Origin of the sequence: Halovenus salina (assembly GCF_026410925.1) — an archaeon.
Taxonomy (GTDB): domain Archaea; phylum Halobacteriota; class Halobacteria; order Halobacteriales; family Haloarculaceae; genus Halovenus; species Halovenus salina.
Map to the genome: position 1 here is coordinate 2642903 of NZ_CP112972.1, position 21943 is coordinate 2664845.

Consider the following 21943-nt stretch of genomic DNA (forward strand, 5'->3'; position numbering starts at 1 on the left):
AGTGACATCTGGACATATTATATTAAAGGATCAGAATCACCAATAGCAGATTGGAATCTCCAATGTACGGCCTCCAAGCGCTCTTGAATGTAGTATATATTACATGAAATCCCCAAGACTCGTGGCCTTGTTGGTGTCGTCCTCGAAGATGCGCTCGATGCGCGTTTCGAGAATTTCGAGGCGCTGTTTGGTGTAGGGACGACAGCCGAACTCCTCGGCGACGTGGATGGCGGTGTCCATGTACTTGTTCACCGACCCCTCGTGGACGGTCAGGTTGATGTCGCCGCCACACTCGGGACAGTTTCCGGACAGCGGCGCACGCCTGTATTTCTCGCCACAGCCCAGACACCTGAACTCCTGGCTGGAGAAGGCCTTGAGATTCCCAAGCAGGTCCGGCAGGAAGTGGAACTCGATGATGCGCTCTGCCACGTCAGTCTGGTCGACAGCCCGGAGCTTGCGTGAGAGTGCGAGCTGGGCGTCCATCTTGTCCTGCATCGAGCCGAGCGTCTTGTACGCCGACAGGTCTGGCCCGGCGGCGATGTCGGTCGTATCGTGGGTGTGGTCAAAGCCCGCGTACTCCTGTTCTGTCCCCAGCGTCTCCTCTGCGATGGTCATCACGTCCTCAACTTCACCGGTCTCGGCGAGGTCACGGGTCGCTTCATAGAGTTCGAGGGGATACTCCCGCATGATGTCGACGTTGTGTGCCTCGTCGTCGATTTCCGCCGGGTCGATACGGGAGGACATCACCAGGGGTGCGTCCATTCGGCCGCCTCGCTGGTCTGGGAGGAACGTTTTGCTGAAGTTTAACAGGCCATCGAGCAGGAGCATCACGCAGTCCTCGTCGCCGTCACATTGATTCTCTGATAGGTCATTTGTGACGAGATTGTGGGTGTCTGCGACGCTGAGACAGTAGACCGCGTCGGTCTCTGACCCGGCTATCTCGGTTCGTTTGACGTCGTCTTCAAGATAGTCCGCGTGCCCGCCGTCGAATACGCGCCTCCCGCTCGTCGCCGTCTCCGTGACCTGTGACTGCAGTCGTTCGTCCTTGCGCGAGAGGTGGAAGCCGACAGTCTCAGAGAATCTGACGGCATCTACCGACGAGATGGTGAAGACGTAGCTCTCTGCAGACATCTTCTCGGTCGTCTCGTCGTAGTACTCCGGAAACTTCTCCGACAGCGGAACTGGCTCTGTCCGTGTCACCTGTGCCGAGATACCGAGTGTCGTCAACAGTGCCAGCAGGTCCTCCTTTAGCTCCCGGCTGACTGTCGTTGCGTGGACAGAAAGCGCCGTGCTGTCAGCGGTTCCGTCGCCGCTGAAGTAGCCACGCAGAAAGGCGGCAACGATAGCCTCGGGTGCATCGAACACGCACTGGGGGACACGCTTCGTGTGCGCGTGGACTCCCATATCGAGGACCGTGTCGAAGAACGTGCGCAACAACCGCCCGGAGACGGTCACTTTCGTTTCGCTCTCGGGGTACGGAGAGGCACCAAACGCCTCCTCAAAGACCTCGACGAAGAAGTCCCGCGCCTCTTGTTCGGTCCCACAGATTGTCGTCTGGTGAATCGTCCCTTTCTGGGTCTGTTGCTTGCGACAGAAGCCTTCTGCAGCGTAGTATCCGAGCAGCGTCGCCACCTGCTCGTTGACGTTCACGAAGCGTGCCACCTCCGTCGTGTCGCGTTTCATGCCCAGCGAGACATCTTCAGGCGTCCATTCGAGGACGCGCTCGACTGACCCGAGCAGGTTACACAGCAGAGTTGCGGGAACGCTCTCGCGATACAGGTAGTTGCTCAGTGTCTTGTGAGACATCTCGAAGTGCTCGGCGGTGCTTTTCAGCGGATAGAACTGCCCGTCCCACCCGTCCGCGAGAGTCTCCTCGAAGAGAGCGTACAGTCTATCCTTTTCGAGTCCTTTCACCATCAGCCGGTCGTTCGGTACTATCTCACAGTCGAGAAATTCGGCGAGAAGGTCGAACCGAGGCGGGTCGTCGTCTCCGACGCAGTCGAGCCGTAACGGCTTCACGAGCGAGTCCTCGTCTGTAATCTCGGAGGCGGGCTTCGAAACGAACGAGCCGTCCTCTGTGGTTCGTATCTCGTGGTCGGGTGTGACAGTCACTTCCCGGCCGCTCCGGGTCTCGATTGAGACGAGGTGGTCGGGCGCGGGGTGTTTCGATATCTCCTCGACCGGCTTCGGAACGACGGTGCCGTCGTCGTCGAGTGACGGAACGAACACGTCGGTATCGAGCGACTGAACGAGCGTTCCGAAGTCGTCCTCGCTGGGGTCGTCGAGACGGGACTCGACGAACGACTCGATGGCCTCGTACCGCCACGCTCCGTCTTCGTTCTGATACCACATCTTCGTCTCCGGATGGAAGCAGTTGCGGCGCTTGGCCGCGTGGAAGTAGGGATGTGCGTATCCGACGGCGGCGCTCGTGAAGCCGACGACCCGACCGACGACCGCCGCGCTTGTGTGGGGAGCCATTCCGAAGACGAGTTCACCGACGATGTCGTCGCGCTCCTCGAAGTCGTAGTACGAGTCGAGCCCGTAGTACTGCGTGAGCAGGTCGTCGACGAAATCCGCGGTCTGGAGCATGTGTTCTGCCGCGCCGTCGGAGAGGACAATGTCCTGGACGTTGAGTTCGACGAGTTGGTCGGGATGTTCAAGCCTGTCGCCGTTGATATCCTCGTGATAGCCCAGCTCTCGAAACTGGTCGACGGTCACGTCGAGCTCTGCCGGCCGAACCGACGTGACCGGCAGGTCGGTCATGTCATAGCGAACCGTGCCGTCTTTGAACGCCGACACGTCGTGTTTCGCCCGAAGAATGCCCTTTTCGAGCGGTTCTGGCGTCTTCTCCTCGGAGGTGAGCCCCTTGACAGCTTTCAGTTTCTCGAAGACCGACGGTCGTTCGCCGACGTTGTCAAGCGCCTGTTTGTACTCCTGGCGGAGGTGGATTGTCTCCGTCCGGGTCGGGTCGGCGAGGATCTCACAGTCGGGACACTCCGCCCGGCCGGATTCATCGGGGTCAACCTCGCGGTCGCAGTCGGGGCAGACGTAGACCGCCTCCGCGATGTCGCCACAGTCGGGACACCGTGGGCGGTAGGTGCGTGTCCCACAACTGCAGCACTCTCGGCGGCCGACCTGAACGTCTATCTGGCCGCGGGTTCCCTCGACCTCGTCGCCGTAGTCGGCGGCGTCGCCGACCGACCGCTGGTTGCCGCCGGCCTCGCCGATAGGAAATAGGGTGTGGACTGCCGGCGAGAGTTCCCGCTCCTCGGATTTCTCCGGCCGACCCATCCGGTTGCCGATGCGGGTAGGGGCACGCTCGCGGACGGTGAAGGGTGCAATCTCGTTGACCACCTCGATTGCGTTCTCGCCGTTGTCGTACGTGTGGGCACGCTCGCTCAAGTCCTCAAGCGTCCAGGAACGGGTCAGGTCGCCATCGAACCCGAGCGTCCGGACGAGCGGCTCCCACTCTGGAATCACAATAGTATCCTCGCGCTGTGTGTGCTCGACCAGCAGCGTCTCCAGGGTCCGGCGAACGGTCTCGGTGTGTGCGACGACCAGCGATTCGCCGCCAGACCGACCGTCTGAGGAGTCGGGCCGCTCCATCGCGCCGTCGGTCGCGACCAGCGTTCCGTCGTCGATGGCCACTGCGAGGCTCTCGACGGCGTCGACGCTCACGTCGTGCCAGACGTAGGTGTACTCGGGGTGGAGGGGTGCGTCGTACTCCTCGGCCCACTCCAGTGCCTCCTCGGGTGTCGGTGACTCGAGGTCTACGTCGGTGCTATCACGCATCGCCTGGACGGGCACTCCCGCCTGCTCGAACTCCTGGACCCACCACTCGAAGACGTAGGAGGCTGGCGCAAGCGGGTGGTTGTTCTCGACAAACTCGCCGTAGTTGACGAGATACTCCCCCAGATCGAGGATACGCTCGACGCCGTTGCGAATCTCGACTGCCTCCTCGGCGTCGTCGATGCGTCGGACCTCGCCGTTTGCGAGTCTGACCGTCGGTCCCTCGATGGTGTCAACGGGGACGACGCCGGCGGCTTTGCCGGGCCGTTCGGTCTTTATCTGTGTCCCGGCCGCGAGGAAGTCGTCGACCAGATGCATCGTCGCGGGGTGGACGCCCGCGGTAGCGTGTCCGTGGTTGCGCGCCCGCCCGTATCGAAGTCGGAACCCACCGGACTCGCTGGGGTGTGAGAAGACTGGTCGGCCCGCGATGAGGTCCTGGAGGAACTTCTTCGAGGGGTCGGACCGCGGCGGTCCGACCGATTCGGGCTCCTCGTCGTCTTCGGACTCGTCGGCCGCCGACTCGTCGCCCTCGTCGTCCGGTTCGTCGGCATCGTCGCCGCCGTAGTTGCCGTCGATGAGGTCCTGGAGCCAGGGCCAGTCGACCTCGTCTAAGTTTCGCGTGTAGCGCTGAATCTTCGGGGCCTTGAGCGCGATACCCTCGCCGAAGACGAGACACATCCCGCCCCGGGCCGAGTTCGTACCGACTCGGTCGAGGTCCCGGAACCCCGAAACTTCCTCGTCGCCGGTCGCCTCACCGTCTAGCATGATTGGCATATGCTCGGCGATGAATTTCGCCTCCTTCTCTTTGGGGGCGTACTGGAGGCCGGTCTCCTCGTCGTACAGCGCTACCTCTTCTGCATAGCGGTTTATTTCGTCGTCACGGGGTTTGTACCCATCAATGTCGAGTAATGCGCGGGCGTAGTCTGCAACGAGGACTGACAGCGCCTGTGCGGTCCCGCCTGCCGAACGGATTGGGCCGGCGTAGTAGATGTTGATGAACTCTGTCCCGTCGTCGTTTTCGAGCAACTCGACGCGGTCGATACCCTCGATTGGTGCGGCGACGACACCCTCAGTGAGCAGAGCAACCGCCGTCCGGACCGCTCCCTCGATCTTGCCGGCGCGGGTCTCGTAGTCGCCGACGCTGCCGTCGACGAAGTCCTCGACGAGCTCCAGCGCAGCCTCCTCGCGAGACATCTCGCCTTCGAGTTCGCGGACGCGCTCGGCGACCCCGTCGATACCGAGGATGTTCTCGACCCGGTCTGCCATGTCCTTTGCCACTGGGATTTCGACCTCCGTCGTGGGGTCGCCGCCGCGCTCTCTGGCCGCGTTCGCAACCGCGAAGGCCTCGTCGAGTTCACGTTCGAGCCGCTCGAAGTAGCGTTCGTCGTCGGCGTTCATCTACAGCGGCCAGAGGTCGAGGTCGGTGGTCTCATCGTGTTCGCGTTCGAGTGTCGCGTCGAACTCCCGGACGTACAGTTCCCCGGCAAACGTCGTTGCCCTGTCGAGGTGGCCGGCGACGGTCGACCCGTCCTCACGCGAGAGGACAACGTGGGTGTGAGCGAACGGCTCGCCGTCCAGCATAGAGATGTTGCCGACCGCTGGCGTCATCTCGAAGTGCTCGTCGAAGGTGATGTCGTCGTACTCTTGCTCGTGCTGGTCGTAAAACAACAGCGTCGCGTCGGAGACGGCTCCGATACCCATGAAGAAGCCGGCTTCGATGCCCTGATCGGCCGCGAAGGCCTCTATCTGGCCGCGCCAGTCTCGGTCGTGGTCGAGTCGAGCGACGTACTCGCGTGCACCGTCGACTTCCAGGTAATCCATGTTCGAGCAAGACGAGCGGTGCGTAAAAAACTGTTTTGTCAACCCACGATGTCGACAACCGAACGCAAACACCGCAGTTAAGAGTCGCCCGGTCGATCCGCCGGATATGGAGCTGTTTGGAGTCGTCGTGATGGCATTCTGGGCGATGCTGCCTGCCTATATCCCGAACAATGCGGCGGTACTCGCTGGTGGCGGACGACCGATAGACGGCGGGCGGACGCTGGGCGACAGTCGCCTGCTGGGAGATGGGAAGACCTGGCGGGGCACCCTCGTTGGCTGGCTTGCGGGCGCGGTCCTCGCTGTTGGACTGAATACGCTCGAATCGGGCGCAAGCGACGTTTTGGGTGTCGACCTGCCGACGTTTCCGCTCGCAGTTGCGCTCGCGCTCCCGCTCGGTGCGATGCTCGGCGATATCGGTGCTTCCTTCCTGAAACGCCGGAGTGGCCGCGAGCGCGGGGCACCCTTCCCGGGCGTCGACCAGCTCGATTTCGTCATCGGCGCGCTGTCTCTGGCCCTGTTGGCAGACGCTCTCGCCTCGCTCTCGTGGTTTGCGGATACGTTTACGCTGCCAGTGCTCGCTGCCGTGCTGGTGATGACGCCGCTGCTTCACGTCTCGACGAACGCGCTGGCGTACGTCCTCGGGTTGAAAGACGAACCCTGGTAAGAATGTAGTGGGTTCGGGCGGAACCAGAACGCGGTGCGTACCTTCCCTTCCCTGTCGATTTCGAACGCTTCGCGCCTTCTCGCGGGATTCCGTGAGAATCATGCGCACGATACACGACACACTCGAACCGATTGAACCGAGCGCCGCGCGCGAGCTATTCCTGAAACACAAGGCCACAGACGTGGGCGAGAATACAGTCCAGTCCTACGCGTATCGGACGGACCATTTCGTTCGCTGGTGTGACGAGAACGACATTGACAACATGAACGACCTGAGCGGGCGAGACCTCCAGGAGTACCGGTTGTGGCGACAGGAAGAGGGCGACCTGAAGAAAATCACGCTGCACCAGCAGATGAGCACCATCCGGGTGTTCCTGAAGTGGTGTGGCTCCATCGAAGCGGTGCCTGCGGATCTCTACGAGAAGGTGATGGTGCCACGCGTCCGGCCGGAACAGGAGCGCAACGACGAGACGCTAGAGGCCGAGAAGGCCGAAGCAATCCTGGACCACCTGGCGAAATTCCACTACGCCTCACGAGAGCATGCCGTCTTTATGCTCCTCTGGGAGACGGGTATCCGTATCGGGGCAGCCAACGCTCTCGACATCAGCGATGTCGACGTTGAGGAGAAACAAATCAATCTGGTGCATCGGCCGAACCAGGGGACACGGCTAAAGAATGGTCGTGGCGGCGAGCGACCGATTGCAATTTCGACGGAGTTGGCAGAGATGCTTGAGGACTACATCGACTATACGCGGCCTGAGAAGACAGATGAGTACGACCGGGAGCCGCTACTGTCGACATCTCAGGGACGAATGGCTCGGGCCACAATGCGCCGCCTCATCTATCGGACGACTGCTCCGTGTTTCCGGGGGAAGCCCTGTCCTGACTGTACTGAGGGGAGCCCAGGGAAGTGTGGCGAGTCTGTGAAGCCGCATGCAATCCGGCGCGGGAGTATCACTCACTTTCTCTCACAGGACGTGCCTGTCGAGATTGTCGGTGACCGGATGAACGTCAGCCGGGACGTGCTCGACAAGCATTACGACAAGCGTTCAGAAGAGGTGAAGTTAGAACAACGTCGGGGGTATCTCGACAACGTGTAGTAGCGCGTCGTACAAACAGTTCCAGCCGATCTACCTCTCGCAGCGGTCGGTGGATCAACTGTTCCGTAGGGGTGTGAACGGTGCGGTAAACATCCGGCGAAAGATAACTCAGAGTCCCCCGACTGGGGATATGAGTAACGGCTGGTTGGCACAGCCCGGAGTCTTCCTGTTTGACCGCGAGAGCGGACGGTTCACACCGAGAGAACGGGAGGGCTGCAAACCCTAATATCCCAACGCTTGGGATTCCTCCGCCTTCAGGCGGAGGAGGATGTCAAGCGTCTGCTCATTACACTGTTTGCCTCCGAGTTCCTCGAAGAGCACGCCGAAGAACTCGGCTGCCGAAAACAGAACTTCCTGTCTCAATCCGTTCGAAGCCTATCCAGATGTGGAAGATGACGATTCACCGGCTCCTGGACTGGATCGTGACCTCACCGATGTAATCGACCGAGCTTCCTTAGGCGATAACGGGTGGTGCCAATGTGTATAGTGGGTGTTCAATTCGATATCGCTAGTCGTCGAGTGGTAGCACACCAACGTCTTCGAGAAAGCCCTCCCAGTGGGGGTGGGTACAGGCCTCGACGAGGCGTCCGTCCTCAAACCTGTTGAGTTCGAGTCCTTCCATCTCTATCGTCTGGTGGGTCGGCTCAATGCCCATGTACTCACCCTCGTGTGTCGCCGTCACTGTCCACCTAACGGTGACCGCATCACCGCCGTCGCCAACGATCACTTCGTCCAGTGAGTACTCCATGTCCGGGAACATCTCCCTCGTGTGGCGAATGAGGTCCTTATAGAGTTCCGAGCCGCCTTCTTGGACGCCGCCGCCCCGGGTGAAGACGAACTCTTCATCGACGATCTCGTCGACAACGTCGAGATTGTTGTCAGTCCAGGCTTGTTCGAAGAGTCGACGCATCTGTGTCGCGTTCTCGTGTTCGTTCATGGTTAGTGTTTGTGTGCTCGGGGAGTATACTCAGTCGTTCACATCGGTTTTGAGAGATTGTCTGCTTAGAGGAGGTGTGCAACCCAAGCAAGCAGACAATAAGATAGACGAAGAGTACCTGCTTAATTTTATCGTCAACAGCCTTACCGCAGCGTATCATAGAGACAGTTACAGTCGATTTACCGCGGTGCAACCCAAGTGACGACATGTTACTATTAGTATAGTTACGTAAGACAGTGCAAGATAAAGATACCATTCAGTGAGAGACCCCGGAAAATAACGGGAGTGTCATAGAGCTATTCGCATGGTGGTGTGACTGCTCCAGAAGCTGGCAGATAACTATAATAAGTTGTGCTGGTATGCAAGATACACGGCGCGAGTCTTGCACACGTGGTTGTTCAGATTCGGAGTCGGTCAGTCGGTCGGCACAGGGTGAGCACTGACCATGGAAATGTACTGTTTGTCAAATACTCAATAAAAGAATTGCTACGGGACAGAGCCCGCTGTCAAGAGTCGAGAGACTCGATACCAGTAATTTCGAATCGGGCTCCTCCCGTCTCACTCTCGGTTACGCTAATCTCCCAGCCGTGGGCCTCACAGATCCGCTTGACGATGGCTAGCCCAAATCCTGTGCCGCCCTGGTTCGTGCTGAAGCCGCTGTTGAACACCTCCTCGCGGTCTTCTGGTGGGATGCCGGGTCCGTCATCGGCCACGTAGAATCCGTTCTCGTCATCCAAGACACCGACGGTGACAGTAACTGACGTTCCCCCATGGCCGATAGCGTTGCGAAACAGATTTTCAAACGCCTGTGCCAGCCGATCGCGGTCTGCGGCGAGTGTTGATTCTCCGTCTGTGATAACCGTTGCGTCACCTGTTTCAACATTGCGCCAACAGCCAGAGACAACCTCTTCAAGCACTATCTGCTCTGTCTCGCCAACGGTCTTGCCTTGCCGTGCCAACAGCAGGAGATGATTGATTATTTCTTCCATTCGTGACAGCGCGTCCATCGCGTCGGCCAGGTGCTCGCTGTCGTACTCTTGTGCAGCCAAATCTGCACGTAATGTAGCGACGTTTAGCGGGTTCCGCAAGTCATGTGAAAGAACGCTTGCGAACTCGTCAAGTCGATCACGTTCTTCCCGGACTCGCTGTTGGCTCACTCGCAACTCGTTTTCGCGCTCGGCACGAGTAAGCGCTGCCGTCACTGACTGTGCCACCAATTCAATAAGATACCGATCAGTATCGGTAAACGCATTTTTTTCAGTTGTAGACATGAGTAACACACCGTGACTGTCAAGAGGATGTATAATACTGCTCTTGGCCGGAGTTTCGTCAGCTAGAGTGCCGTAGTTTTCCGTATCTTCAATGTAGAGTGGCTCGCCCTGGTCGAACACCTGAAACACGATTTCCGAGGCCATGTCACTCTCACTGCGGCTGTATACCGGCGGGACTCCTATCTTTTCTCGGACATCGTCATTCGCCGCTACACCCTCCAGGCACTCACCGTTTTCCGTGAGGAGGTGAACCCCAGCAAGTGGGGTATCAATGACTCCACTGGCAATATCAACAGCTATCTTAGCGATGGTGGTTGTATCCGTTTCGTCAATCAACTCATCAGTCCGCTGAACTATCTGATGAAGCATCCGTTCGTAGTTTCGTTGCTCAGTAATGTCTTGAATTGCACCCCTGATAGAGGTGATAGACCCGCCCTCCCGTACCGGCACACCGGTCGTCCGCACCCAGCGGAGTCGATCTTCGGCAGTACGTAGTCTGAGCGTTGTCTCGTACGGTTCTCCCTTTTTGATACACCGAGTAACCAAACGGTCTATCTCAGGGCGGTCCTCGGGATGGTAGAACTCAATCGCCGATTCGACGGTGGGATTGAACTCCCCGTTCGGATCAAGGTCATGGATTGCGTATGTTTCTCGTGTCCAGACTTGCTCGCCGGTTTCAACATCAACTTCCCAGCCCCCGACACCAGCCAGTTCCTGGGTGTGACGCAATAGGTTTCTGGTCCGTTCGAGTTCCTCCTGACGCTCTTTGCGGCCGGTGATATCGTGGGAACTGACGATAATCCCCTCAATAGCCGGGTCATCCAACTTGTTTACACCACGGGCTTCAATCCATCGCCACTCATCATCTATAGTTTCGACCCGCAACTCGGTCGTGACTTCTTCAGTCCCGTCTTCAAGTACCTTTGTGAACAGGTCAAGCATTTGTTCACGGTCGTTTGGATGAATATATTCGAATCCGCTCTCACCTTCCACGTTGAATGGGGAAAGACTGGATTGCCCGCCAGTGTTGTGGAATTTGATAGTCCCGTCCGGATTCACGACTGCGATAGTGTCGGACGTTTCCTCGACGTATGTCTTGTACTGGATTAATTCCTCTTCGCGCTTTTTGCGCTCGGTGATCTCGGAGAAGATACTGATACACTCGCCGTGGCGCGGTGAAAATGCCGATACTTCGTAGTACCTGTCCAAGGGCTCAGAATACTGCTCGAACTGAGCTGTCGTCCCATCGAGTGCGACTTCGCCGAACACGTCGATAAACGGTGTGGCTTCGATTCCGTCGATGGCCTCCGTCGCTCGCTTCCCGACGACTTCGTCGGCATCCAACCCAGTCAACTCCTCGAACCGGTCGTTCACCCGTTTGTAGACGTAATCGATTGGCTCGCCCGACTCATCCGTGACGATTTCTTTGACGCCGATCCCGTGAAGCGATTCGTCGAACAGCCCCGACAACAGCTCCTCTTGTCGTCGTTCTTCAGTAATATCCCGGATAATGCCGACGCTACCATCGAAGCCGCCCTGGTTAACCAGTGAGAGTGTCGTCTCGTAGAGTCGTTCCTCGCCATCCCGTCCTGGCCCGCGGAACGTGAAACGTTCGCTTTCGCGGTCTTCATCTTGGAGTAATGATTGTATCGCCTCTGCTCCCTGTTTTACTTGATCAGGAGAGAGAAACTCCGAGACGTGCTTTCCGAGTAGCTCCTCACGGTCGTAACCGGCCCTCCGCTCGAAGGCTTCGTTGACAATTTCGATGTCGCCGTCCTCGTCAAGGACGTACATCGCGTCACCGGCTGTTTCGACGACTGTCCGGTACTGTTCGCGCTTGCGCTCGTTGATTCTGTGTTCGACAGCGTTGTGAATCCGATTGGCGAGGACGGCAAACTGGTCCTCCCCACCCTCTTTCTGGAGATAGTCAGTGACACCTGCAGAGATGGCACGGCTGGCAACCGCTTCCGTCCCCTTACCGGTGAACAGAATCACCGGGAGCGTCGAGTCGTCCGCCCGAATCCGTTCAAGCAGTTCGATACCGTCCATTCCGGGCATGTCATAATCGCTGACGAGACAATCAACAGCGTGTTCGTCAAGTAACCCCTCTACCTCGTGTGGATCAGTTTCGGATATCACGTCGAACGTCTCATCCTCGCGTTCAATCATCGTCTTCGTCAACTCACCGAATTGCGGGTCATCATCGACGTGAAGAATAGTGATTTGCTGGGATGACATTGGGTTATTTCATTACGATGTGTGTACGATTTATTAATACCTTGGTGGCTTCTATACTACGTGGTTGTACTGCAGCAGTCAACCCGGTATTCTGGCCCCCGCTACGGATCCGGTGCTCTTTGTGTTACACGTCGTCAAGAAAATCGAGTGCTGGATGATGAATTGATTGTCGGGTCAATGTACAGCGCAATTGACCAACTGATCATCGGGAACTGTGTGAAATCAACAGTGGCCGACTGCTGCATCCACCCTCTATGTCTTGCACAGCAGTTCTAATGAATTACTGATGGGACGTACTTTCGTCAATCACTGCATCCCTTAGACAGACCGACTCTCCTTGCCCGCTGTCTCCACAGGCTGTTGTGCACGACAACTTCGGCGGCCGCTGAGAACTCACCAACGCCTCCCCACAGGAGGACGGACAGGGCAAAAGCAGCATGCACTATGGCCGCCATGGTCAAACCAATTCACCCCAACTCAGAATAGAATTTGCCCATTCCATGGCCAAAGAGTTGGTACAAAACGGCCGAATTGGAGATTTGCGTTAGACACTGGCGAAAATGGAGCGCGCGCCGATTCAACAGCACTCTCAGCCAGAGTTCTACACCCAGTCCCCAGGAATAAGTAGCAATAATCTGTTGTTTCCGGGCCGGATGTAACCACTGGTCCCGACCATGCAGGAGATGACAGAATCGACCAATCTAATCCTCGCATGGACAGAGAATTTCCACATGTAATCTCGGCTGTCCAGCCGGTATTATCAATTGGGCACCTGTTTCCGACAGAGAACTGAATAACCTAAACTTTCTCTCGCCACATCTCGACTGCATGGGGCACCAAGCGCCATTTCTGCCCATCCTATAAATAGTAGGACCAGCTTCGTGCATTCGATGCCACTGGGTGAACCGCATCGATACGAGACCGGCTCCGATTGTCGTGAGCACGGGTCGGTTCACCCGACGGCTGACCAACAATGACCAAGGACGACCTCGAACCCCTCTCGCCGGAGGACGCCCTCGACTGGTACTTGGAGCACCGGCGGGACGACCTGCGGACTGCTACCCGGCGGAAACACCGGTCGGCCTTAGGTACGTTTGTCGACTGGACCGGGTCGGTCGGAATCGACGATATGAACGATGTTGGTGGCCGCCAACTCATGGAGTTCAAGACGTGGCGAAAGACCGAGTCGGATCTAACGTCGGTTAGCCTCAACGGCAACCTTGCGATTCTCCAGCGGTTCCTCCGCTTTTGCGAGAACGTCGACGCCGTTGCTGAGGGCGTGGTCGACCGGGTGCCGCTACCCAACGTCCCGCCCGAGGAGGAAGTCAACGAGTGGGTACCGGCCGACGAGGCAGTCGAAGGTATCCGGTCGTACTTCCGCCAGTTCGAGTACGCCTCTCGACGGCAGGTGATGTTCGAACTCATCGCCGAGGTCGGGCTCCGGCTCGGGGCCGTCCGGGCGATAGATATAGAGGACTTTGACCGAGAGGAAATGACAATTCGTCTCTGGCACCGGCCGGAAGGAGCCGAAACGCACGGGACGCCGCTGAAGAACGGTCGTGACGGCGAGCGGATTATCAACATCTCCGAGCAATTGCATGGGTTCATTGTGGATTATATCGACCACAACCGGGCCGGTACGACGGACCAGTATGGTCGGGAGCCACTGTTCACAACGTCCAGCGGCCGGCCATCGACAGCGACGATTCGCCGGGACTTCTACAAGATGACCCGCCCCTGTGTTTACTCCGGGGAGTGTCCACACGGCCGGGAGCTATCGGACTGTGAGGCGACGAAGAACAGGAACGCTGCAGACTGCCCTGGACGGTTCAGCACGCACCCGCTGCGGAAGTGGGCGATTATGAATCAATTGGATGCCGGTGTTCCAAAGGAGCTGTTGAGCGACCGCGTGGACGTGTCTGTGCCCGTGTTGGACAAGCACTACGACCAGCGGACCGAGGAGCGAAAGTCTCGGCGGAGGCGGGAAGCACTGGAAGAAACGATGGAAGAGTACGTTGTTGCAGATGGCGGTCAGCAGGTGGATACAGAGTAGACGTAATGACGGCTACACAGTTCCATATCACCTATCAAACTCAACAAAAACATCTTAAGATATATCTGGACGCTTGGACGAGGCCAAGCAGACGTTGATTCAATCCTACGAGGGTTCCTCTGAAAGACGAGTTGCCACACTGTACGCAGTCTGTCTCAGGGCTTCAACCCCACCAAGGTTCGTCTGAAAGCCCTCCTCCCAGTCGAACGAGGTTACTACTGCGTCGTTTCAACCCCACAAGGTTCGTCTGAAAGCGGGGTCGATCAACTCGCCTTCGATTTCCTGCTTGCTTCAATCCCACGAAGGTTCGTCTGAAAGCGGTCTGGCAACGAGCCATTTCATCGACTGGTACCAGATTCAACCCCACGAAGGTTCGTCTGAAAGTGTCCAGGGCGAAGAGCGCAATGCAGTCCGCATCGTGCTTCAATCCCACGAAGGTTCGTCTGAAAGGAAGCAGATTTGCTCCGCCAACAACTTCAGGAGGAGCTTCAACCCCACGAAGGTTCCTCTGAAAGAACCAGAGCCAACAGCGAGATATAGACCCCGATTTTGCTTCAACCCCACGAAGGTTCCTCTGAAAGTCTATGGCGTTTCGCATCGCCCGCTGATTCTCCTTGCTTCAACCCCACGAAGGTTCCTCTGAAAGTCGATAGCGGTCGCCCTTCTCGAGCTCGGGCACGTCGCTTCAACCCAACGAAGGTTCGTCTGAAGGGTTGGCCTTCTGCCGGCGCTGGAAGCGTGCCGGCGTGCTTCAACCCCACGAAGGTTCGTCTGAAAGATCAAGTGGAGGGACTTTGCCGGCGACGGTATCACGCTTCAATCCCACGAAGGTTCGTCTGAAAGGCGTCGGGCGACGTGACTGATATCAAGCGCGTGGCGCTTCAACCCCACCAAGGTTCGTCTGAAAGGATGTACGCGAAGCCGTCCGGCCGGTCTTCGATACCGCTTCAACCCCACCAAGGTTCGTCTGAAAGCGCTCGCTCAGTCGTTTCGTTCGTCATTCGATTTAGCTTCAACCCCACGAAGGTTCGTCTGAAAACGGCGTGGTCGCCTGGCTATCCGGCAGCGGGACGAGGCTTCAACCCCACGAAGGTTCGTCTGAAAGAAGACTGTCTGGATGTGCGCCTTTGACCACGGTGCTTCAACCCCACGAAGGTTCGTCTGAAAGAAGACTGTCTGGATGTGCGCCTTTGACCACGGTGCTTCAACCCCACGAAGGTTCGTCTGAAAGTGGGCGGTCCCGCTCGCAATCGGTTCCGGGGCGTCGCTTCAACCCCACGAAGGTTCGTCTGAAAGTCAAGCTTCCGGCGGTCGAAGTCCACTTCGTACTCGCTTCAACCCCACGAAGGCTCGTCTGAAAGATTGTGTTCACGACGACGTGCGCGCCCGTCTTCTTGCTTCAACCCCACGAAGGTTCGTCTGAAAGCAAGGCCGTCTCTAAGAGTGCCCGCGCTCGAAACGCTTCAACCCCACGAAGGTTCGTCTGAAAGGCACCGAGCCCGTGACGACGGTCGAGCACGGGTCCGCTTCAACCCCACGAAGGTTCGTCTGAAAGTTGCGGCGTTGTTCATGTGGAGCGTTATGTCCGCGCTTCAACCCCACGAAGGTTCGTCTGAAAGAGAATCGGGGGGCTGGTTGTCGGTCCTGTCGTTGCGCTTCAACCCCACGAAGGTTCGTCTGAAAGACATCCTGCCCCCGTCTATTGATTAGGTCTATTAAGCTTCAACCCCACGAAGGTTCGTCTGAAAGACATCCTGCCCCCGTCTATTGATTAGGTCTATTAAGCTTCAACCCCACGAAGGTTCGTCTGAAAGAACTCGGTTCAACGACGACGGGCGAATCGCCAAGACGCTTCAACCCCACGAAGGTTCGTCTGAAAGACGTGTGGCATATCGCCCGCGAATACGAGAGTCACGAGCTTCAACCCCACGAAGGTTCGTCTGAAAGCACGAATGTCGGTTTCCCACACTTCAACCAGATTTTCGCTTCAACCCCACGAAGGTTCGTCTGAAAGGACGCTGGCGACGTGCATCGAACGGAAGCGAGGCGAGCTTCAACCCCACGAAGGTTCGTCTGAAAGCGTAGTCAGACACAATCAAGAAATGCAGGTCTCCCCTGCTTCAACCCCACGAAGGTTCGTCTGAAAGGCACGCTCGACGTGGCCGAGCTGGCCCACAACATGCTTCAACCCCACGAAGGTTCGTCTGAAAGCGAGGAGTGGACGAACAGCGCGAGCAGGATGCCGCCGCTTCAACCCCACGAAGGTTCGTCTGAAAGGATGCTGCAGTCACTAATCGGGGTGGTGCCGCTTGCGCTTCAACCCCACGAAGGTTCGTCTGAAAGGCCACTAACGCGTTCATGGCTCCCCGGAATTTAGCTTCAACCCCACGAAGGTTCGTCTGAAAGCCGACTTATAGGTGCTGGTGTCCCGGTGAGACGTTTGCTTCAACCCCACGAAGGTTCGTCTGAAAGTCCTCGGAGGTGTGCCCCCGTGGCTCTAATTGAGCTTCAACCCCACGAAGGTTCGTCTGAAAGGGCAACAGCGCCGAGAGCGTACAGGTCGACCTCTACGCTTCAACCCCACGAAGGTTCGTCTGAAAGATGGCGGGCCTTTCGCACGGTGCAGGGCTTGGAAGCTTCAACCCCACGAAGGTTCGTCTGAAAGTTGGGGAAATCGCAGACCCGAAAACGGGAGAGACGCTTCAACCCCACGAAGGTTCGTCTGAAAGAATGAGTAAAGGCTCAGAGGCAGAACGGGACTTGTGCTTCAACCCCACGAAGGTTCGTCTGAAAGGCGGCATTGACGTGGTTGCACCGGCAGATGCGACGCTTCAACCCCACAAAGGTTCGTCTGAAAGTCCTCGGAGGTGTGCCCCCGTGGCTCTAATTGAGCTTCAACCCCACGAAGGTTCGTCTGAAAGTAGATTCGTTCGGCGGGAGATGTCGGATACACTGATTGCTTCAACCCCACGAAGGTTCGTCTGAAAGTCAGATATAGAGTCTGAGGTGAAACTGCAGCGGGACAGCTTCAACCCCACAAAGGTTCGTCTGAAAGGAGCGGCTCCAGGCTTTGCTTCGGGTCGTCGCTCGCGCTTCAACCCCACGAAGGTTCGTCTGAAAGAACGCGACCGAAGACATGGACCTCGACCCCGAGACGCTTCAACCCCACGAAGGTTCGTCTGAAAGGCAGTCTATACACACGAATGTGATTCGTGTGTAGATGTGCTTCAACCCCACGAAGGTTCGTCTGAAAGTCTCGTACCAACCGATGAACGTGGTTATCTTGTCCGTGCTTCAACCCCACGAAGGTTCGTCTGAAAGAGATGGTGCGTCGAACCGTTCGTCGGTTGCCTGAATGCTTCAACCCCACGAAGGTTCGTCTGAAAGGCAGACAATAGCCCCACGTTGCCAGACGAGTATGCGCTTCAACCCCACGAAGGTTCGTCTGAAAGACCGGCAGAGCAACGGCGGCGTGCGACCCACCACGCCGCTTCAACCCCACGAAGGTTCGTCTGAAAGGGTAGTCATCGCCGCACTGGCAATCGTCGCCAGTGAGCTTCAACCCCACGAAGGTTCGTCTGAAAGGCACGAAATTAAAAAAGTCTGTGACGCTCTCGAAGGCTTCAACCCCACGAAGGTTCGTCTGAAAGTTAGAATAGCCCGGCCGGTACTTTTATGATACATGGTGCTTCAACCCCACCAAGGTTCGTCTGAAAGCTATAGGTGGCAATCGTCGGCCGATAGTCCCCGCTGCTTCAACCCCACGAAGGTTCGTCTGAAAGCGCAGCCTCCTGTTGCACGACGCTGTCTGCGAGTCCGCTTCAACCCCACGAAGGTTCGTCTGAAAGCTGTCAAATTCAACCCTCGGGAGTCCAAACAGATTGCTTCAACCCCACGAAGGTTCGTCTGAAAGTCCTCGAAGCTCCAACGGGTTTCCTCGTTGGGGTTGCTTCAACCCCACGAAAGTTCGTCTGAAAGTCACCGGCACGAGAGCCGTCGGAGAACGTCTGTTTGCTTCAACCCTATCAAGGTTCCTCTAAAAGGTCTCGTTTTGCTGCGTATCGAGTGAAGAACCGCATGCTTCAAGCCCACGGGAGTGTACGTCCGCTCAATTGCCGGCACGGCTCTCGATATCCCACGACAGTACACTTCTTCAACTCTCTCGTCTTTACACGCTTCCGATTGGGCAAAAGAGGCCGAACCTGAAGAAACTGGCACATACCGTTCTGTTGAAAATCCGCGAGTGGACTGGTTAGAGAAAGCAATTAATTGGGGCGCTCAATCCCATGAGATACCAATTTCTGGTGAATACCACTTTGTCGAACTATCATCAAGCCTGTAAACTGTTGCAGTACCCTCGTTAGACGGAGGCTCATCAAGAGGCTCCATGGCATTTTGAAACGATTCTGTCCGGGGCCGAATCGAAACCCGACAATTCTCTAACGTAGAGAGTAGTCGATACCCTGTGGCTTCATCCCCGGTAGCGAACGCTTCCTGTACCCGATCCAAAACACTCTGTTCGGCAGTCGTGACCGGACAGATTACATCCCGTGTGTTGGTCTCTTGAATAAGTCGTTCGTTGGACAACGCCGCACCACGACACTCATTGATGTAGGTCGCCAGTCGCTTTTCTCCCGGTGATTCCTCGTGGAGTCGGTCATAGTATTTTTCAACAGCGTCATTAGCTATTACCCGTTCTGGGATGGCGGTCTTTGAATCGGTAACCTCACGGAGAACTTCAACAACAGTTGTCAGGTGATCAGGCAAGCGACCACGCTCATACACACTAGTTGCAGGATCTTGATGTGAGTTCTCTGGTGGGGCTAATCGCCAAACAGACACATCACCGCCAGCACGGCCCCACTCAAAGGAGCGATTACAACGTCCGGCTGCTTGAACAATACTGGGTATCGGAGCAAGATCTCTGAACACTGTCTGGAAGCTGACATCGACGCCAGCTTCGATGGCTTGCGTCGAGACGAGTACAAATGGCTGGCTGTCGGTAGTTAACTCATGCATTAGTTCGATCAATACCTGCCTATCATATGGTCGGTGTTCGCCGGTGAGACAGGAGACGATTGGTTTCTCTGGAGGTAATCGGTCTCGGACTGTCGCTGCCAGTTCTTCATAGGATGGCGCAGTAGGCGATTGCTCGTCTGTCGCGATGTCAGTACCTCCTTGTTCTAATGACAAGCGAGCATCAGGTCCTAACTCACTCAGAGCTGCTTCTATATATTCTCCAAGTTTCACCGGCGACTCAATTGCTGTAGTGACTGCATCATACAGCTGATGTGCGCTACGGACGGTGTTGCAGACCGCAAGCGTAGATGGGTTAGAACCAGCAAGTGACGCAACCACGTCAGATGCAGCCGAGCTGTAGCTGACGGGGGCTGTCGTGGTACCATCGTTATTCCGATAGTTCCAAACGGACTGGTCAATATCGTAGGTCACTCGTTCAAACCGATCATACAGTTCTGCTGAGCCAGGGGTAAGTTCGATTGAATCGCTGTCATCGATATCGAATAGAGCCGGCTGTGTTGCGGTCATAGAGATGATCGTCGCTCCAAATTCTTCACGAAGTAACTTACAGCACCGACGGACAGCTGGCCACCAGCGCGGCGGGAGTGCCTGTGGTTCATCGAGAATTATGATGGCGTTCTCAAATGCCGCGCCTTTCATTGCGGTTTTACTGGATGGCCGAGTGATACTCTCAAACAGCTGCACAAACGTCGTGAGAACTACGCCACTTTGCCATGCCTCACCAAGTAATTGAGCCGGATGGTAGTTTCGAGAGCTGTCATCAGAGGCCGCTGAATCATCAACTTCACCATTACTGGTTGTATCCACATCAGTTCGCGTTTCACTCAAATAGTGGTGGACAGTGAACTTCCGGCCCGTAGGATCAGCTCCCCAGAGAGTAGGGTCTTCCAACTGACTCCGTGTCTGCTCGATAATGCTGGTGAATGGTAATGCGTAAATCACCGGCGAAGTCCCGTTCTGATTGGATTCTACACAATTATGAAGGCGGTCTTGAATATCAAGCGCGACTGACAGCCCTGTGAATGTTTTTCCCAGCCCTGTCGGGAGTGTTAACGTCAGTTGCTCACCGGAGGTTGGCTGCACAGAGGATTCAGATCGAGGTGCTGGCACACTATCGATGGTTGCCAGCATTTGATGTGCTTGCTGGCGCGCACGTTCCCGCGCTTCTGTCAACTCTGCTGTGAGGCTCTCGTCACCGGTGGCAGCCTGTAGTGATTTGATTTTTGTAGTGAGCTGATGGAGTGGTTTCTCAAACGGCTGGGGCTGATATCGAGTGATTCCAGCGGCATGTGTTTTATCAGCAAAAGTGAGTGCTGACCAGAAGCGATAAAATCGGTCGTAGGTCTCCTCTGGTATCGCCGCCGTCGATATCGCAGTCACACCGAACTGCTCGTCGGTGGCACTGATAGCCTCTTCCAGTTGCCTCGTTAGTTCTCCGTCGAGAACTGTATCTCGAAACCCAGCCCAGCTTATCACTCCGTCAGTCACGGTGGAGAGTAGTTCATCAGCGGCCGTTGGCCAGGTCTCATCAATGGACTGAATCTGTTGGACAACATGTTCGTTTGATGTCTCGTATTCGAGTACATCTTCTTTCAAATAAGAAATCACATCCGGAATCGATCCGTGGTGGCGGGCGACTGCCAGCGTGGCTGCGATTCGATCTGGATTATCGATACCAAGTTCGCCGAGAGCATAGAACGTGGCGAAGGCACCGATCCGTGCGTGATGTCGCTCCCAACTTGGCCCACGGTGAGTGTATTCCTGACGCACATGTCGCTGAAAGGCTGGCGTGATTTTGCCAAAATCATGAAGATTAGCCGCAATTTGGAGCGCTCGTCGAGAGGTAGATCCAAGATTAGACGCTACTTCAATCGCCCGTGTCCCAACATCAGTAAGATGCTTCCGCAATAGCAAATCCGTGCTCTCCCCACGAGGATCATTCGGGTGAGAAATCAGCGGCAACAATTTGTCAGACGACCCCGTATTCTCATTTGACATACATTTGGTTCCTTGTGAGACGCTGGGACCCTACAGGAAGGCTACTACTCGGTCATCGATTTGGCCAAGCGGTGCGTTTGTACGATCTTCCTCTACAATCACCGATGCGTTTGTAGGTATTGCTACGTCACCGTGATTGGGCGCGATAGATCGTTCGTTGTCATCCAGTGCTTCTCTTGTCGTATATACGTAATCTGCAAACGATTCAGTCGTTCGCCCTCCCGAGTTGCGCTGCATCGTTTTTGGCGTCCGTTCAACGTGATAGCTCACGCCGGATCTAGGAACTGTTTGATCAATCGATCCTGGATAAATCGACGCAATTGATAGTTGTCCGTCGTCACTTTTTGGATCCTGTTTCACATCGTTTTCGCCAAGGAACGTCACAGCAGCTAAACACTCTGAAAGCCCTAGGCTGGGGGTATAATGGGTCTTCCCAGCTGTTAGATGAGCGGCCAGAGCACGATAGAATTCCTCATCTTCGACAGCTATATCCAACCGATAAACTGGATCATGGAGAAATTCATACGGATGTCGCTGTCTATCAGTCGTTGTTGGTGGCCACTTTACCGTCGCTGAGTTACTCCGACCGCTTGCGCCAACACTCCGTGTCCGCTCACCAAAATTTGTCCATACCCCCAATGTCGACATGGTCTGTGTTCGGATGCCACCCGCGGGTGTAATGGCTATTGCTGAAACGTCCGATCCAAACGTCTGATAGTAGGAGTCCCGCGGGGCACCAACTATTGCAGCAAGCAGTCCTGCGACTGTTGTCCGCGGGATTATCCTGTAAGTCTGCTTCGTCACAGTCCGATCAATTCGTCTAAAATGCCCCCAGTCGGCACGCACAAGTACGGATAACACCCGGTCTGGGACACCATCCGCAACTGTTGGAGGTGTCAATGAAATATCTGATTCTTGTAGTACCGCCTCATAGTCCATTTCACCGGGTAGCGTAGGTGAGTCAATATCTGTGGAAGTGACTGCATCCAAGGTCTGTTGTTGTTGAGCCATTGATCTAAGCTATACTGGAACG

The 21943-nt window shown here is 56.4% G+C and carries 10 protein-coding genes, 1 pseudogene and 1 CRISPR repeat array; of the genes and pseudogenes, 4 read left to right on the top strand and 7 right to left on the bottom strand.

Features of this window, described 5'->3' with window-relative positions; genetic code table 11:
• Positions 1-99 precede the first annotated feature (99 nt).
• Positions 100-5187: a DNA polymerase II large subunit gene (locus OSC37_RS13290; RefSeq protein WP_267161923.1), complete on the bottom strand. Its 5088-nt coding sequence runs from the start codon at positions 5185-5187 to the stop codon at positions 100-102.
• On the bottom strand, positions 5188-5610 hold the full coding sequence (locus tag OSC37_RS13295; RefSeq protein ID WP_267161924.1) for a PPC domain-containing DNA-binding protein: 423 nt from the start codon (positions 5608-5610) through the stop codon (positions 5188-5190).
• A gap of 106 nt (positions 5611-5716) precedes the next feature.
• On the opposite strand from OSC37_RS13295, the gene OSC37_RS13300 reads away from it, so the two are divergent.
• The 3 genes and pseudogenes from OSC37_RS13300 to OSC37_RS19015 form a co-directional block, all read left to right on the top strand.
• Complete coding sequence (locus OSC37_RS13300) at positions 5717-6274, top strand: CDP-2,3-bis-(O-geranylgeranyl)-sn-glycerol synthase (protein ID WP_267161925.1); 558 nt, start codon at positions 5717-5719, stop codon at positions 6272-6274.
• A 100-nt stretch (positions 6275-6374) separates the two neighbouring features.
• Positions 6375-7373, top strand: a complete 999-nt coding sequence (locus tag OSC37_RS13305; RefSeq protein WP_267161926.1) for a tyrosine-type recombinase/integrase — start codon at positions 6375-6377, stop codon at positions 7371-7373.
• A gap of 70 nt (positions 7374-7443) precedes the next feature.
• A pseudogene (locus OSC37_RS19015) lies at positions 7444-7599 on the top strand (RNA-guided endonuclease TnpB family protein); the annotation flags it as partial.
• On the opposite strand, the gene OSC37_RS13310 reads toward OSC37_RS19015, so the two are convergent.
• From OSC37_RS13310 to OSC37_RS13320, 3 genes are all read right to left on the bottom strand, one after another.
• Positions 7596-7736: a hypothetical protein gene (locus OSC37_RS13310; RefSeq protein ID WP_267161927.1), complete on the bottom strand. Its 141-nt coding sequence runs from the start codon at positions 7734-7736 to the stop codon at positions 7596-7598. The pseudogene OSC37_RS19015 and the gene OSC37_RS13310 overlap by 4 nt on opposite strands.
• A gap of 145 nt (positions 7737-7881) precedes the next feature.
• Complete coding sequence (locus tag OSC37_RS13315) at positions 7882-8310, bottom strand: ester cyclase (protein ID WP_267161928.1); 429 nt, start codon at positions 8308-8310, stop codon at positions 7882-7884.
• A 506-nt stretch (positions 8311-8816) separates the two neighbouring features.
• Entirely contained in the window at positions 8817-11819 is a 3003-nt protein-coding gene (locus tag OSC37_RS13320; RefSeq protein ID WP_267161929.1) for a hybrid sensor histidine kinase/response regulator, read from the bottom strand.
• A gap of 973 nt (positions 11820-12792) precedes the next feature.
• Between OSC37_RS13320 and OSC37_RS13325 the strand changes: the two genes are divergently transcribed.
• On the top strand, positions 12793-13872 hold the full coding sequence (locus OSC37_RS13325) for a tyrosine-type recombinase/integrase (RefSeq protein ID WP_267161930.1): 1080 nt from the start codon (positions 12793-12795) through the stop codon (positions 13870-13872).
• Between the two features lie 288 nt (positions 13873-14160).
• A CRISPR array of direct repeats spans positions 14161-17915; the repeat unit is 30 nt; unit sequence GCTTCAACCCCACGAAGGTTCGTCTGAAAG.
• A 235-nt stretch (positions 17916-18150) separates the two neighbouring features.
• On the opposite strand, the gene OSC37_RS13330 is transcribed toward OSC37_RS13325, so the two are convergent.
• Complete coding sequence (locus tag OSC37_RS13330) at positions 18151-20910, bottom strand: CRISPR-associated endonuclease Cas3'' (RefSeq protein WP_267161931.1); 2760 nt, start codon at positions 20908-20910, stop codon at positions 18151-18153.
• Positions 20911-20940: 30 nt separating this feature from the next.
• A complete protein-coding gene (gene cas5b, locus OSC37_RS13335) occupies positions 20941-21921 on the bottom strand; it encodes a type I-B CRISPR-associated protein Cas5b (protein ID WP_267161932.1) in 981 nt (326 codons plus the stop codon).
• Positions 21922-21943 lie beyond the last annotated feature (22 nt).

Excerpts from the sequence above, each read along its gene's own strand:
- OSC37_RS13290 (WP_267161923.1), bottom strand. The coding sequence starts at position 5,187 with ATGAACGCCGACGACGAACGCTACTTCGAGCGGCTCGAACGTGAACTC.
- OSC37_RS13295 (WP_267161924.1), bottom strand. The coding sequence starts at position 5,610 with ATGGATTACCTGGAAGTCGACGGTGCACGCGAGTACGTCGCTCGACTC.
- OSC37_RS13300 (WP_267161925.1), top strand. The coding sequence starts at position 5,717 with ATGGAGCTGTTTGGAGTCGTCGTGATGGCATTCTGGGCGATGCTGCCT.
- OSC37_RS13305 (WP_267161926.1), top strand. The coding sequence starts at position 6,375 with ATGCGCACGATACACGACACACTCGAACCGATTGAACCGAGCGCCGCG.
- OSC37_RS13315 (WP_267161928.1), bottom strand. The coding sequence starts at position 8,310 with ATGAACGAACACGAGAACGCGACACAGATGCGTCGACTCTTCGAACAA.
- OSC37_RS13320 (WP_267161929.1), bottom strand. The coding sequence starts at position 11,819 with ATGTCATCCCAGCAAATCACTATTCTTCACGTCGATGATGACCCGCAA.
- OSC37_RS13325 (WP_267161930.1), top strand. The coding sequence starts at position 12,793 with ATGACCAAGGACGACCTCGAACCCCTCTCGCCGGAGGACGCCCTCGAC.
- OSC37_RS13330 (WP_267161931.1), bottom strand. The coding sequence starts at position 20,910 with ATGTCAAATGAGAATACGGGGTCGTCTGACAAATTGTTGCCGCTGATT.
- cas5b (WP_267161932.1), bottom strand. The coding sequence starts at position 21,921 with ATGGCTCAACAACAACAGACCTTGGATGCAGTCACTTCCACAGATATT.